This is a genomic window from Cupriavidus basilensis (assembly GCF_000832305.1).
Classification (GTDB): domain Bacteria; phylum Pseudomonadota; class Gammaproteobacteria; order Burkholderiales; family Burkholderiaceae; genus Cupriavidus; species Cupriavidus basilensis_F.
In genome coordinates this window covers 3,465,341-3,480,520 of sequence record NZ_CP010536.1, presented here as the reverse complement: position 1 = coordinate 3,480,520, position 15,180 = coordinate 3,465,341, and the positions used below count along the sequence as shown (strand labels likewise).

The following is a 15,180-nucleotide window of genomic DNA, read 5'->3' as shown; positions in this document are numbered from 1 at the left end:
CGCAACGGGCGCGATCAACATTCTGCCGCAATCCCGGCAAGCCTCGCCATGGTCTTGCGCCTGTCACGCGCTGGCAGGTCCTGCCTGTTAGAATCGCGAATCTTTCGCATTCTCATTATGGCGGCTTGATGCGTTCATCTCACGCCTGCTTGGGGTCCGAAAACACAATCTCCACAACCCCCAAATCTGCTCCCGCCTCCCATGGTCACCGGCCGCCTGCGCGTTGTTTTCGTCAAGATTCACCTGTATCTCGGCTTGTGGCTGGGCCTGCTCTTTGTCATGCTGGGCCTGACCGGCACCGTCATCGCCTGGCGCGATGAGCTGGATGCCCTGCTGAACCCGGCGTTGCTGACGGCATCGGCCGAAGTACCCATGCCGGTCGCGCCGGCCACGGTGCAAGCGGTCGCCGAGCGGCTGCAGGCCGACCCGCACTATGGCCGCCCCACCTTGCTGATGCTGCCGTGCGCGCCGCATGAGGTGTTTATCGCGTGGTACCCGCTCAAGGGCACGCCCAACGCCGGGCGCTCGCGCCAAGTGATGGTCGATCCCGTCACATTGGCGGTGAAGGGCGAGCGGGTCTGGGGCGAGCCCGGCTTGTCGCGCCCGTTGCTGCTGCCCACCTTGTTCCAGTTGCACCACTACCTGCTCGCTGGCGAGACGGGCCGCACGATCCTGGGCATCACCGGGATGCTGTTGCTGATTCTGGTGATCGGCGGGGTTGTGCTGTGGTGGCCCAAGCTCAAGCCGCGCGCGGTGCTCAATGCGTTTCGCATCAGCCATGGCGGCTCGTGGTCGCGTTTTAATTACTCGCTGCATCGCACAGCTGGCATCTTTGCGGCGCCGGTGCTGGCGACGATGGCGTTTTCCGGCTGGTACCTGGATTTGCCCAAGTGGGTGACGCCGATCGTGGCCAGCGTGATGACGGTGTCGCCGCCCGGCAAGCCGGCATCGGCAGCAGCGCCCGCGGGCACGCCGCTACTAGGCATGGCGCAGGCCGTGAGCACGGCTCAGGCGCTTTATCCTGCGGCGCTGGTGACGCGGGTCAGCTTTCCGCGCAAGGCGGGGGATCCGTTTGAGGTGCGGCTGCGGCAGCCGGGTGAGGTCCGCCAGGGCAGTGGGGCTACGCGGCTCTGGCTGGATGCCCATACAGGCAAGCGGCTCGGGGTTCGCGATCCGATGGATGCGCCGGCTGGGGATACTTTTCTTAACTGGATGTATCCGCTGCATACCGGGGAGGCGTTCGGATTGGCGGGGCGGGCGTTTATTTCGGTGTTCGGGGTGGTGCCGCTGATGTTTGCCGCGACCGGGGTGTTGATCTGGTGGAAGCGTCGGCGGGGGCATCGGCGGCATGTGGTGCGGACGATGGAGAGGGCTGGCGGCGCTAAGGGCGCTAAGGGCGTTAAGGTGGTGCGGGAGGAGGCGGTGGAGGTTTGATTGCTGGTTGGCTGCGGCTGCGGCTGCGGAATCAGCTTCAGATTCAAGGGCTTAACTGCAACTTCAACTTCAACTTCAACTTCAACTGCAGTTTCACCACCCCTGCGGGGCGGCGACCTACTTTCTTGTCTTGCCAAGAAAGTAGGCAAAGAAGGCGCGCCGGATGGGGCGACTGCCTCCTCGGGCTTCGACGAAAAGAGCGGCCGGGACCCAAACTCGCATCGCCTTGAGGCGATACTCAGACATGGGTCCCTCTCTTCCGCTCTTTTCGCCGAAGCCCGAGGCGCCCCATACGGCCTTGGCACACCTTGACGGCTCGCTTCGCATCGCGCTGGGGTGTTCCCCGCCTTGGGGGCGGGTCACACGGCTAAGACGAACGGTTGCCATGCGAGTTCACTCACATAGGTGACACTTTGAGGCCCGGGGTGTCCAGGCCTCGACTTCATCAGATTTCCAGGTTGTCGATCAACCGGGTTGCGCCTAGCTTGGCTGCGGTCAGGATGACCAGCGGTTCGCCGGCTACGTATTCTTCGCGGGTGGGGGCTTGCAGGTCCACGCGCTTGCGGATGGAGACGTAGTCGGGTTGCCAGCCGCGGGCTTGCAGGGCGGCTTTGGCGCTGGCTTCGATGGCGGCGAGATCCGCGCTGGCGCTGTTGGCGGCCAGGACGGTATCGCGGACTTCGTGCAGTGTCTTGTAGAGCACCGGGGCTTCGGTGCGCTCGTCGGGCGTCAGGTAGCGGTTGCGTGAGGACAGGGCCAGGCCGTCTTCGGCGCGCACGGTTTCGGCGGGGACGATGTCGATCGGCAGCGCGAACTGATGGACCATGCGGCGCACGATCATCAGTTGCTGGTAGTCCTTCTTGCCGAACACGGCCACGCGCGGCTGCGCGCAGGACAGCAGCTTCATCACCACGGTGCAGACGCCCTTGAAGAAGCCGGGGCGGAACTCGCCTTCCAGGATGTCGCCCAGGTCGTGCGGCGGCTCCACGCGGTATTCCTGCGGCTCCGGGTACATGTCGCGCTCGGTGGGCGCAAACAGCACATAGACGCCTTCCTTTTGCAGCTTCTCGATGTCGTCCTGCAGCGTGCGCGGGTACTTGTCGAAATCCTCATTGGGACCGAACTGCAGCCGGTTGACGAAGATCGACGCGACCACCGGGTCACCATGCTGGCGCGCCAGGCGCATCAGCGACAGGTGGCCTTCGTGCAGGTTGCCCATGGTCGGCACGAACGCCGCCCGGTTCTGCCCGCGCAACTGGTCCCGCAACTCGTGAATGGAGGAGATGACTTTCATGAAGTTGGTGTGCTGGTCGTGGTAGGAATGCCCTGGCGCGGGTGTGCGCCGGGAGGCCGGTCCGGTGCTCTAGGTGGCGCCGATTGTCGGCGGATTGTAGAGCATGTGGCCCGAGGCGGGCGGCGCCATTGGTGCGGCTTAGCTGGGAACGTACGCCAATCGCACATAAATCGGTGCGAAGGGTTCGGCCTGGGTGATCTCGACCAGGGCTTCGCGCGATAGCTCGAGCATGGCGACGAAGTTGACCACCACCACCGGCACGCCCTTGCCGGAACGCACCGCGTCTTCGAAGAGTTCGCTGAACTCCATGAAGCGGGTATGCTGCAGGCGGCGCAGGATGTGGCTCATGTGCTCGCGAACGGATAATTCCTCGCGCGAGATCTTGTGGTGCTGGTTGAGCCTGGCGCGCTTGATCACGTCGGCCCATGCGGCCTGCAGGTCCACCACTTCCACATCGGGGAAGCGCGGCGCGATGCTCTGCTCGATGTAGACCTGTGAGTGCAGGAAATCGCGCCCGAGCTGCGGCACCTGGTCGATGCGCATGGCCGCCAGCTTCATCTGCTCGTACTCGAGCAGGCGGCGGACCAGTTCGGCGCGCGGATCCTCTTCTTCGTCGTCGCTGTCGGACTTTTTCACCGGCAGCAGCATGCGCGACTTGATCTCGATCAGCATGGCGGCCATCAGCAGGTACTCGGCGGCCAGCTCAAGATTGCTCTTGCGGATCTGCTCGATATACGTGAGGTACTGACGCGTCACTTGCGCCATCGGGATATCGAGGACGTTGAAGTTCTGCTTGCGGATCAGGTAAAGCAACAGATCCAGCGGCCCCTCGAACGCTTCCAGGAAGATTTCCAGCGCGTCCGGCGGGATGTACAGGTCCTGCGGCAGCTTGAACAGGGGCTCGCCGTACAGGCGCGCGAACGCCATGCCGTCGACGGCGGCCGGCGTGGAATCCTGCTCCGGCGTCACGCTCGGCAGCTCGATCGCCGGCTTCAGCTTGTCCTGCTCGCTCTGGTTCATCTAGGGGCGGGCGCTCGGGGGCGGGGCGATGTGGCGGGTAAGGACTTTAGTCCAGCGCGTAGACGTACGGCTTTTGCGCCACGCGCGAGGCGTCGGCACGGGCACGTTCTTCGAGGTTGATCGGGCTCTTGTCCCACAGCAGGGCACGGCCCTGGCGTTGTTCCGCTTCCAGGGAAGGGCGCTCGTCCTTGAGCGACTTCAGGAACTGGGTGATATCCGATTCGTAGGCAGCCATGGCGGGAAACAGGGTGAGATTAACAAACAGCGGGGATTTTACCGTATCGGCGGGCCCGGCAACGGGATTGCGCGCGATTCTGCCGTTTTCATCCCTTGCCCTCGCTTTCGGCGATGGTTGTGGTGAGCGCTGTGGTGACTGCTGTGGCGACGGTCGCGGCGGTCTTTTTGGCGGCGCCGGACAGGCCGGCCGCGCGGGTGTGGTCAAATGTCGACTTTGCGTGACGTGCATCGATCGATGAGGATGGACCCAGGGAACCCGTGCACCATGCCCGCCGGCCTTGCCGCCCCTGCCGGTGGACGGCCGGTGGCGCCGGCCGTGCTGCGCCGCCTGATGCCCCCGCTGCTGGCGGCCCTGATGCTATCCGCCGGGCCTGCCGCCGCCGCCTATGAAGTCGAGGTGGACGCGCCCAAGCCGATCAAGGAAATCCTGCAGGACCACCTGGACCTGTCGCGCTATCGCACCCGCGACGATATCTCGCCCGACCAGTTCAACTATATGGTCGAGACCGTGGGCGAGCAGGTCCGCCAGTTCACTTCCACCGAAGGCTATTTCGATCCGCAGACCACCACCAAAGTGGATGGCAGCGGCGACGAGCGTACCGTGCACATCACGGTGGAACTGGGCGCGCGCACGGTGATTCGCGCCGTCGACGTGGGCGTGACGGGCCCGGCCGCCAGCCAGTCGCCGGAGCGGATCGCCGAAATCAGGGCCAAGTGGGGCCTGCCGGTAGCCGCGCCGTTTCGCCAGGCGGACTGGGACAAGGCCAAGGAAGACGCGCTGGTGGCGCTGCAGAGCAACACCTACTATGGCGCCCGCCTGACCGGCTCGCAAGCCCGCATCGAGCCGGACGAGCACGCGGCGGACCTGAGCGCGCGCTTTGCCAGCGGCCCGGCCTACAGCATGGGGCCGCTGATGATCAGCGGGCTGCGGCGCTATCCCGAGCAGATCATCCGCAACGTCAATCCGCTGTATGAGGGCGAGCCGTACCGCGTGGAGCGCTTGCTGGAATTCCAGCGCGCGATCCAGAACCAGCCGTATTTCTCCAATGTGCAGATCGACCTCGGCGAGCAGGAGACGACGGAGGACGGCAAGATTGCCGACACCAATCCGGACCGGGTCGCCGCGCCCAAGGTCGACATGAGCGCCGACAAGGTCACCGTGCCGGTGTACGTCCGGGTGCGGGAGTATCCTGTCAATCGGCTGTCATCCGGCGTGGGCTACACCACCGATACCGGCGCCCAGGTCGAAGGCCGATACTCTTACTACAACCTGTTCAACCGCGCCTGGGTGTTCGACTCGCAAGCGCGCATCGAGCAAAAGCGCCAATATGTGTTCGGCGAGATCGCGATGCCGCCGGACAGCAGGACGTACCGCAACAGTGCCTACGCCAGCTACGAACGCACCATCGACCTCGAAAGCACCGACCTGACCAGCCTGCGCACCGGCCTGAAACGGTCCCGCTCGCGCGAGAATTACGACACCACCATCTCGCTCGACTATTACTACGACAACCTGCAGCCCTTTGGCGAGGCGAACCAGCTCAGCCGGGCGCTGGTGCCTGCCTTTGCCTGGACGCGGCGCGACGTGGACAACCTGGTGTTCCCGCGCCGCGGCAACGTGATCAGCACGCAGGTGGGCGTGGCCGCCAAGCACATAATGAGCGACGAAACCTTCTTCCGCCTGTACGGGCGTATCCGCCAGTACGTGCCCGTGGGCAAGCGCGACCTGGTGTTGGCCAGGCTGGAGCTCGGCGCGGATATCACCAACGGCGACGTCACCAAGATCCCCGCCTCGCTGCGTTTTCGGGCGGGCGGCACGGATTCGATCCGGGGCTACGGCTACCAGTCGATCGGCACCCGCAACGGCGCCAGCGTGCTGCCGGCCAAGTACCTCGCCACCGGGAGCCTGGAGTACCAGTACTGGTTCCTGCATGACTGGGGCGCCGCGATCTTCTGGGACGTGGGCACCGCCACCGACAACCTGACGGGCGTCAAGCTCTACAACGGCGTGGGCATCGGTGCGCGCTGGCGCAGCCCGGTGGGGCCGGTGAAGCTCGACGTGGGCTACGGCATCCAGCAAAAGCAGTTCCGCCCGCATATCGCGCTGGGAGTCGCGTTCTGATGATTGACCTGACGATGACGATGCGGCCAGGTCGCCAGCACGGCGTCCTCCATGAACGCAGTTGCAGGCTATTTGCCACATGAGCATTCCCGACATGCCTCCCGTTCCCGCCTCCGGCGAGGTTCCGCCCGGGCCGGCGCGGCCGCGCCGCACGCGCCTCGGGCGCTGGCTGGCGTGGTGCGTCGTGGTGGTGCTGTTGCTGGTGCTGGCGGCGGTTGCGGCGGTGGTGCTGGCCTTGCGTACGGAGGCCGGTACGCGCCAGTTGTGGTCGCTGGCCACGCACCTGTCCTCAGGCGCGTTGTCTGGCAAGCTCGAAGGCGGCACGGTGGCGCATGGCCTGCGGTTGCGCGATGTGGTGTTTGCCACCGGCGAGACACGGGTGACGATTGACCGTGTCGACGGCAATTGGGCGCTTGGCTGGTCGCCGACCCGCTTGCATGTCAGCGCGCTGCGCGTGGGCGCCGTCACGCTGCGCTTGGCGCCGTCGCAGCCTGACAACGCGCCCGCCTCCTTGCCCAGATCGCTCGACCTGCCGTTGGCGGTGGACGTCGATACGCTCACGCTGGACCGCCTGACCTTGCTGCAAGGGCCGCCGGCTACGCCCAGCGAGATGGTGTTCAGCGACCTGGCGGGCTCGCTGCATTCCGATGGGCAACGCCACCGCCTCAGCGTGGAACGGTTGGTCACGCCATACGGCAAGCTGGCCGCTAATGCGCAGATCGCCGGCCAGGCGCCGTTTGCGCTGAACGGCGCCGCGCTGCTGGAGGGCAGCTGGCAGAAGGAATCCTTTAGCATCAGCGCCAATGTGCGTGGCTCGCTTGCCATGCTGCACGCGCAAGCCGAGGCCAGCGGTGATCGCCTGCGCGGCCGTGCCGAGGCCGACCTGACGCCGTTTGGCAAGGTGCCGTTCACGCATGTGCTGGTCAATGGCGAGCACATCAACCCGCGCTTGTTCAGCGCGTCGGCGCCGCGCGCCAATCTCTCCGTGCAGGCCGAGTTGCGCCCGGTGGATGGCGCGGCCACGCCGGCGCAGGCCACCCCGGCTTCCGCTCCCGCTGCCAAGCCTGGCAGCGCCCACGACAGCGCGCCCCTGCGCGTGGCGGGCGACGTGCGCATCGTCAATCACGAGGCCGGCAAGCTTGACGCCGAGCGCCTGCCGGTGGAATCGGTACAAGCGCATATCGAGGTCAGCGAGGCAGCGCAGATGGTGCGCGACCTGCAGGTGGCGCTGGCCGGCGGCGGCGAGATCCGCGGCGGTGGCGCGCTGCGCGATGGCCGCGGCGGCTTCGACCTCGACGTGCGCAACCTCGACCCGCAGGCTCTCTATGGCAGCCTGAAGCGCGTGCGCCTGTCCGGGCCGGTGAGCTTGCGCATGGAGCCCGGCCGCAAGAGCGTGGCGCTGGACCTGGCCGGCGGCGAGTACAAGCTGTTTGCCGATGCGCATCTGGATGGCGAGGCGGTGACGCTGACCTCGCTGCGCGCCGGCATCGGCGCGGGCACGCTCAACGCCGATGGCAAGCTGTCGCTGAAGGACGCGCAGCCCTTCAGCTTCAAGGGCAAGCTGATCAATTTCGACCCGGCCCGCGTGGCCGAGGTGGCGCCTGGTCGCATCAATGCGGAGTTCACCGCCAGCGGCACGCTAGCACCGGAGCACCGCGTGGCGCTGGACTTCGCGGTGCGCGACAGCGTCTATGCGGGGCTGCCGATGCGTGGCGAGGGCAAGCTGCGCCTGGCCGGCGAGCGCCTGCTGCCGAGCCAGGCCACGCTGGAGATGGCGGGCAACCAGGCCCAGATCAACGGCAGCTTTGGCGCACGCGGCGATCGCCTGAAAGTGCATGTGGATGCGCCGCAGCTCGATCGGCTCAAGTTCGGCGTGGCCGGCGTGTTAAAGCTCGACGCGGACGTCACCGGCACGCTGGCGCGGCCGGAGATCGTGGCCAGCTATGACGCGCAGTCGCTGGTGGTGGGCCCGCACCACGTGGCCAGCGCCAGCGGCAGCGCCGAGTTGCGCGGGGGGCTGAACGGCACGCTCGCGCTAAAACTGCACGCCCGCGACTATCGCGGCCCGGTCGCCACGCTGCGCACGCTCGATGCCTCGCTCAGCGGCACCCAGGCCAGTCATGCCTTCGACCTGAAAGTGGCCGGCGCGTTGCACGACAAGCCGATGCAACTCGCCTTGTCGGGGCAGGGCGCCTGGCAGGGGGCGGCGGGGTGGAAGGGCACCATCGGCACCCTGGAGGAGCGCGGCACGGTCAACGTGCGGCTGATCGCGCCGACGCAGCTGCAGGTGGCGGACCAGCGCGTGCATCTCGGCGCGGCCAGCCTGCAGTTCGAGCGCGCCCGCGTGACTGTGGACAGCTTTGAATTCGACCACGGCCGCATCCGCACCCAGGGCAACCTCGATGGCCTGCAGGTGGCCAACCTGCTGCGCCTGGCCGAGGCCTTGACGGGCGAAGCGCCGCCGGTGCGCTCGGACCTGGTCCTGGACGGCCGCTGGAACATCACGCTGGCCGAGTCTGCCTCCGGCTTTGCCGAGCTGCGCCGGCGCAGCGGCGACGTCTCGGTGAGTGCCGGGCGGGGCTACACCGCGCTGGGCCTGGGCGAAACCGCGCTGCGCGCCGAGTTTGCCGGCAGCCGCGTCAACCTGAAAGGCGGCATCGAGGCCGCACGGGTCGGCAAGGTGGTGGTAGACGCGTCCGCCGGGCTGATCCAGGAGCAGGGCCTGATGACGGTGACGCCGGCTTCCACGCTGGCGGGCAAGGTTTCGCTGGATGTGCCGAAGATCAAGTCGCTGGAGGCGCTGAGCGGCCCGCAATACGCGTTCGATGGCAAGCTGGCGGCAGTTCTGCAACTGGCGGGCAGCGTCGGGCAGCCCCTCCTTACCGGCACGATCGACGGTACCGGCATCGCCATCACCCTCTACGACCTCGGCATCCAGCTGACCGATGGCATCGTGCATGTGGTGCTCGACCAGAACACCATCGAGCTCAAGCAGGTGGAGTTCCGCGGCGGCGACGGCAAGATCGTGGCCACCGGCAACGTGAAGCTGGGCGAGACCGATCCCAACCTGACGGGCAAGATCGTGGCCGACAAGCTCCAGCTCTTTGCCAGCCCCGAGCGCACGCTGATCATTTCCGGCGATGCCAGCATCGCCAACGAGAACCGCCAGATCGTGATCCGCGGCAAGTTCCGCGTGGATCGCGGCTTGTTCGACCTGCCCAAGGCCGGCGCCCCGGAGCTGGGCGACGACGTAGTGGTGGTGCGCCGCCGCGACCAGCGCGAGATCAAGACCGCCGCCACGCCGTTGCCGGAGGCTAGGCCGGCCAGCCGCTTCAGCCCGCTGATCGATCTCACGCTCGACCTTGGCGACAATTTCCGTTTCCGCGGGGCCGGCGCGGACCTGCGCCTGAACGGCCAACTTGGCGTGCGCAGCGCCCCGCTGACGCCGCTGCGCGCCACCGGCACCATCCGCGTGACCGACGGCACCTATGAGGCGTTCGGGCGCAAGCTCAACATCGAGCGCGGCATCGTCAATTTCAACGGGCCGGTGGACAATCCCAACCTCAATATCCGCGCCATGCGCCGCAACCAGGAAGTGGAGGCGGGGGTGGAGGTGACCGGCACGGTACGCCTGCCGCGCGTCAAGCTGGTGTCCGAGCCAAATGTGCCCGAGGAGGATAAGCTGTCATGGCTGATGTTCGGCTACGGCGCGGAAAGCGCGGCGGCCGGACAGCAGCAGCAACTCAGTGCGGGAGCCCTGGGCGGTGCCGCGCTGGGCATGCTGGGCGGGCGCGCGGGCAAGGGGATCGTGCAGCATCTGGGCATCGACGAGTTTTCGATCGGGCCTAGCGCGGCCGGCCTCAACGACCAGCAGGTGGTCAGCGTGGGCAAGGCCGTGACCGAGAAGATCTCGGTAGGCTATGAGCAGAGCCTGACCAGCGCCAGCAACGTGGTCAAGCTGACCTGGGCATTCTCGCGGCGCTGGTCGCTGATTGCCAAGGGCGGCTCGATCAACGGGCTCTCGGTGCTGTTTAACCGCCGCTTCGACAGTTGGGGCAATTTGTTCACGGGCGCGTCGGGCCGCGCCGGAACCGCGAGGAGCCAGACCGATGCCAGCCAGGATGCCGACAGCAATGCAACGGACGCAGCCGCGCCCGCGCAGCCTTGAGACACGCGCCATGATCTGCGTGCCGCCCACCTCCGCCACTGCCGCGTCTTACCGACGCCTCGCCGCCATGGGACTGATTTCCTCCGTGCTTGCCCTGTTCGGGTGCGACCAGCAAAAGGTCGACGAAGCGATGAAGAAGGCGGGCGATACCGCGCACGCCACCTGGAACTCGGTCAAGCCCGATAGCCAGTTGTTCAAGGGCATCGTGGTGGGCGAATCCAGCGAGGACGACGTGCGCAAGCAGGCCGGGCGCCCGGAGATCACCTGGGAAGAAGAGGACGGCGGCCGCCGGCTGGAATACCCGCGCGGCCCGGAAGGCGCCACCACCTGGATGGTGACGATCGGCGCCGATGGCAAGGTGCGCGCCATCGAGCAGGTGCTGACCGCGGAGAACTTCGCGCGCGTGCGCGCCGGCATGAGCCGAGACGATATCCGCCGCCTGGTCGGCAAGCCTACCAAGGTGGAAGCCTTCGCGCTCAAGAAGGAAGAGGTGTGGGGCTACCGCTGGTGGGAAAGCGCGCAGGAGAAGGCGTTCTTCAACGTGCATTTCAACGCCGATGGCAAGGTGACGCACACCTCGCGCAGCGACGAGAGGCTGCAGGGCGGTTAGCCTGCAGCGGGCCGCTCGGCCCGCTCGGCGAGCAACACGCCGGCCCTGGCACAGGCTGCGGCCAGCGTGTCGCAATAGTTTGCCGTGCCCATCTGTTCCAGGAAGCCCGCGCGCCGCATCAGCGACATCACCTGTGCCGGCGCGGCGCAGATCACCAGCGTGCCGCCACGCCGCGCCAGCGTCTTGCGCAAGGCGTCCAGTGTGTCCAGGCCGGTGGTGTCCAGCGCCACCAGCTTGCCCACGTCGAGGATCAGCACCGCCGGCACCGGCTGGGTGCGGTCGCGCGGGTCGATCAGCGCTTCCACCTTGTTGACGGCGCCGAAGAAGAGCGCGCCGGTCATGTGATAGGCCGCCACCTCGCCGGCCGGCAGCGGCCTGCCGTCGGCCGCCGGGGGCAGCGCGGCCGGCGCGATCGCCTCGATCTGCGTGAGCGCGGCCATGCGGTAGATGAAGAACAGGCAGGCGAGCACCAGTCCTACCTGCACCGCCACGGTCAGGTCGAACACCACGGTCAGCACGAAGGTGCCGAGCAGGATGATGCGGTAGTTGTTGCTGTAGCGCTTCAGGTGCGTCAGCCCGAACATATGCCACTCGCCCATGTTCCACGCCACGTAGAGCAGGATGGCGGCCAGCGTGGCGAGCGGGATGGCGCTGGCCAGTGGCGCCGCCACCAGCACGATCAGCAACAGCGTGGCGGCGTGGATCATGCCAGCCACCGGCGTGCGCCCGCCGCTGCGCACGTTGGTGACGGTACGGGCGATGGTGCCCGTGGCCGGCAGGCCGCCGAAGAACGGCGTGACGATATTGGCGATGCCCTGCGCCATCAGCTCCTGGTTGGGATCGTGGCGGTCGTCGATCAGGCTGTCGGCCACGCGTGCGCAGAGCAGCGATTCGATGGCGCCGAGCAGGGCGATGGTCAGGGTGGGCGCCACCAGCTGCTGGACCAGTTGCCAGCTCAGTTGCGGCAGCGCAAACGGCGGCAGGCCCTGCGGAATACCGCCGAAGCGCGTGCCGATGGTCTCCACCGGCAAGTGCAGCAGGCCATTGGCCGCGGTGGCTAGCACCAGCGCTATCACCGTGCCGGGAACCATGGCCAGCGCACGGCCAAGGCGGCCGTGCGCATTGGGCGGGTTTGCCGGGTTTGCCGCAACCGTCGATACGGGGCGCCAGCGCTTGCCTGCCAGCAGGGCCAGGCGCGACCAGCCCGCCACCACCACCAGCGAGCTGACCGCCAGCGCTACCGTGGGCCAGGACACCGTGGGCAGGGCGCGCCCCAGCACACGCATCTGCGAAAGGAAGTTGCCAGGCAGCTTGCCGGTTTGCAGGCCAAGGAAATCGGCGATCTGCGAGACCATGATCAGCACCGCGATGCCGTTGGTGAAGCCGATCACGATGGCCACGGGGATAAAGCGGATCAGGGTGCCTAGCCGGAACAGCCCCATGGCGAACAGCAGGCCGCCCGCCAGGATGGTAGCGATCAGCAGGTTGGCCACGCCGTAGCGCGCCACGATGCCGTAGACGATGACGATGAAGGCGCCGGCGGGACCGCCGATCTGCACCGGCGAGCCGCCCAGCGCGGCGATCAGGAAGCCCGCGATGATGGCGGTAAACAGACCGGCCTGCGGTGGCATCCCGGAGGCGATGGCAAAGGCCATCGCCAGCGGCAGCGCCACCACGCCCACGGTGAGGCCGGCGGCGAGGTCCTTGAAGAAGAGGGCGCGGTTGTAGTCGCGCAGGCTGTCGAGCAGGCGCGGGTGGAAGGCGGCGAGGGGGAAGGGCTGGCGCAGGCGCAGCCTGCCGCCAGCGGGCGGCGGCGCTGGCGTGCCAGAAGGGGCGTGGCCGGGAACGCTGTCGGGCATGCCAGGAAATCCCATCAACACCCTGTCGGGCATGGGTGCAGTATGGGCTTCCCGGCGGCGTGGCGTCAATCGGCGCCGGCGCCATGGCGCGTTGGCGGCTCGGCGCTGGCGCGCCTCACCGCCCCCGCGGGTCAGCCAATGCGCATGCCCGGCACGGCGCCTTCGTGCGGCTCCAGGATCCACAGGCCCGGCGTGGCCTTCTCATCCGCTGCCGATGCGGCCAGCACCATGCCCTCGGACAGCCCGAACTTCATCTTGCGCGGAGCCAGGTTGGCCACCATCACGGTGAGCTTGCCCACCAGCTGCTCGGGCGTGTAGGCCGACTGGATGCCGGAGAAGACGTTGCGCGTCTTGCCTTCGCCCAGGTCCAGCGTGAGCTGCAGCAGCTTGCTCGATCCTTCCACCTTCTGGCAGTCCACGATCCTGGCCACGCGCAGGTCGATCTTGGCGAAGTCGTCGATCGTGATGGTGTCGGCGATGGGCTCGATCGATGCGGCGGCGCCATCCGCTTCACCGGCGGGCGCGGTGGCCTGCAGCGAGTCGCGGTTGGCCGCCAGCAGCGCATCGACCTGCTTGGCATCCACGCGCGTCATCAGGTGCGAATACGGCTGCACCGGGCGCGAAGCCGACAGTTGCTTGTCGATGCCGCGCCAGTCCAGCGGCTCGATATTGAGGAAGCGCTCAACCCCAGCGGCCATTTGCGGCACCACCGGCTTGAGGTAGACGGTGAGCAGGCGGAAGGCTTCCAGCGAGACCGAGCAGGCAGCGTGCAGGGCCGCGCGCTTGCTGTCGTCGCGTGCCAGCTCCCACGGCTTCTCCGTGTCGACGAAGGCGTTCACCGAATCCGTGAGCTCCATCACCAGGCGCAGCGCCTTGCTGTACTCGCGGGCTTCATAGAACTGTGCCACTTGCGGCGCGGCTTCCCGCAATTGCTTGAGCAGCGGGTGGGCCAGCGCGGCCTCGTCCACCACGCCGTCGAAGCGCTTGACCAGGAAGCCGGCGGCGCGGCTGGCAATGTTGACGTACTTGCCGATCAGGTCGCTGTTCACGCGCGCAATGAAGTCATCGAGGTTCAGGTCGAGGTCTTCCATGCTGGCGTTGAGCTTGGCGGCGAAGTAGTAGCGCAGCCATTCCGGGTTCATGCCGGTGTCGATATAGCTCTGCGCGGTGATGAAGGTGCCGCGCGACTTGCTCATCTTGGCGCCGTCCACCGTCAGGAAGCCGTGCGCGAACACGTTGGTGGGCGTGCGGTAGCCAGAGAAGCGCAACATGGCTGGCCAGAACAGCGTATGGAAATACAGGATGTCCTTGCCGATGAAGTGGTACTGCTCGGCGGTGGAGTGCGGGCCTACCCAGGCGTCGAAATCGATGCCCTTCTTTTCGGCCAGGTTCTTGAAGCTGGCGTAGTAGCCGATCGGTGCATCCAGCCACACGTAGAAATACTTGCCGGGAGCGCCGGGAATCTCGAAGCCGAAGTAGGGCGCATCGCGCGAGATGTCCCAGTCGGACAGCGTGGACGCCTCGCCTTCGGCGCCCAGCCATTCCTGCATCTTGTTGGCCGCTTCCGGCTGGGCCAGGTCAGCCACCCACTCGCGCAGGAAGGTTTCGCAGCGCGGGTCGGACAGCTTGAAGAAGTAGTGCGCGGAGGACTTGCGCACCGGCGTGGCGCCCGACACCACCGAGTACGGGTTTTTCAGGTCGGTGGGCACGTAGGTGGTGCCGCAGACTTCGCACGAGTCGCCGTACTGGTCCTTGGCGCCGCACTTCGGGCACTCGCCCTTGATGAAGCGGTCCGGCAGGAACATGTTCTTGACCGGGTCGTAGAACTGCTCGACCTCGCGCTCGGCGATCAGGTCCTCGGCCTTCAGCGCCAGGTAGATCTTCTCGGAGAGCTGCTTGTTCTCGTCCGAGTCGGTGCTGTAGTAATTGTCGAACGACACCATGAAGCTGTCGAAGTCGCGCTTGTGCTCGGTCCACACGCGATCGATCAGCTGCTTGGGCGTAATGCCTTCTTTCTCGGCCCGCAGCATCACCGGGGTGCCGTGCGTATCGTCCGCCCCGACGTAGTAGACCTCGTTCGCCATCATGCGCTGGAAGCGCACCCAGATGTCGGTCTGGATGTACTCCACCAGGTGGCCGATATGGATCTGGCCGTTGGCGTAGGGCAGGGCGGAAGTAACGAGGATGCGACGTGCGGTCATGGAAGAATTGCCGGTCAGGAGGGGGTTGGACGGTAAGGCGGGGGCGTCGCCGCCAAAGTCGGGCGGGCACCGTGAGAGGGCTATTCTAACAAGCGGGGCGGGCAGCGCGTGCACTGCGGCGGCGCACAGGGGGAAGAGAGGGCTTTGAGTAGTATTTAGTGATGCAAAAGCCACTCATTAAGCTGAGGACAAAAAAAGCGCCGGTCAGAGCCGGCGCAGCTTTCCACAACGGAAA

General features: G+C 66.7%; 9 protein-coding genes. 4 read left to right on the top strand and 5 right to left on the bottom strand.

Annotation, left to right across the window (positions count from 1 at the left end):
* Positions 1-201 precede the first annotated feature (201 nt).
* Positions 202-1,434: a PepSY-associated TM helix domain-containing protein gene (locus tag RR42_RS16060; protein ID WP_052494657.1), complete on the top strand. Its 1,233-nt coding sequence runs from the start codon at positions 202-204 to the stop codon at positions 1,432-1,434.
* 445 nt (positions 1,435-1,879) lie between these two features.
* Here RR42_RS16060 and panC read toward each other — a convergent pair whose 3' ends face one another.
* The 3 genes from panC to RR42_RS16045 form a co-directional block, all read right to left on the bottom strand.
* A complete protein-coding gene (panC, locus tag RR42_RS16055; RefSeq protein ID WP_043348819.1) occupies positions 1,880-2,728 on the bottom strand; it encodes a pantoate--beta-alanine ligase in 849 nt (282 codons plus the stop codon).
* A gap of 138 nt (positions 2,729-2,866) precedes the next feature.
* Positions 2,867-3,748, bottom strand: coding sequence for a segregation and condensation protein A (locus RR42_RS16050; RefSeq protein ID WP_043348815.1), 882 nt, complete (start codon positions 3,746-3,748; stop codon positions 2,867-2,869).
* Between the two features lie 46 nt (positions 3,749-3,794).
* Positions 3,795-3,983, bottom strand: coding sequence for a DUF3460 family protein (locus RR42_RS16045; protein ID WP_043348812.1), 189 nt, complete (start codon positions 3,981-3,983; stop codon positions 3,795-3,797).
* 267 nt (positions 3,984-4,250) lie between these two features.
* On the opposite strand from RR42_RS16045, the gene RR42_RS16040 reads away from it, so the two are divergent.
* The 3 genes from RR42_RS16040 (at position 4,251) to bamE (ending at position 10,885) form a co-directional block, all read left to right on the top strand.
* A complete protein-coding gene (locus RR42_RS16040; protein WP_043348809.1) occupies positions 4,251-6,107 on the top strand; it encodes an autotransporter assembly complex protein TamA in 1,857 nt (618 codons plus the stop codon).
* A gap of 79 nt (positions 6,108-6,186) precedes the next feature.
* On the top strand, positions 6,187-10,275 hold the full coding sequence (locus tag RR42_RS16035) for a translocation/assembly module TamB domain-containing protein (RefSeq protein ID WP_043348806.1): 4,089 nt from the start codon (positions 6,187-6,189) through the stop codon (positions 10,273-10,275).
* A gap of 67 nt (positions 10,276-10,342) precedes the next feature.
* Positions 10,343-10,885, top strand: a complete 543-nt coding sequence (gene bamE / locus RR42_RS16030) for an outer membrane protein assembly factor BamE domain-containing protein (protein ID WP_043352217.1) — start codon at positions 10,343-10,345, stop codon at positions 10,883-10,885.
* Here the strand turns inward: bamE and RR42_RS16025 are convergent.
* Entirely contained in the window at positions 10,882-12,744 is a 1,863-nt protein-coding gene (locus RR42_RS16025; RefSeq protein ID WP_082054916.1) for a SulP family inorganic anion transporter, read from the bottom strand. The two genes, bamE and RR42_RS16025, sit on opposite strands and share 4 nt — an antisense overlap.
* 131 nt (positions 12,745-12,875) lie before the next feature.
* Complete coding sequence (metG, locus tag RR42_RS16020; RefSeq protein ID WP_043348804.1) at positions 12,876-14,945, bottom strand: methionine--tRNA ligase; 2,070 nt, start codon at positions 14,943-14,945, stop codon at positions 12,876-12,878.
* Positions 14,946-15,180 lie beyond the last annotated feature (235 nt).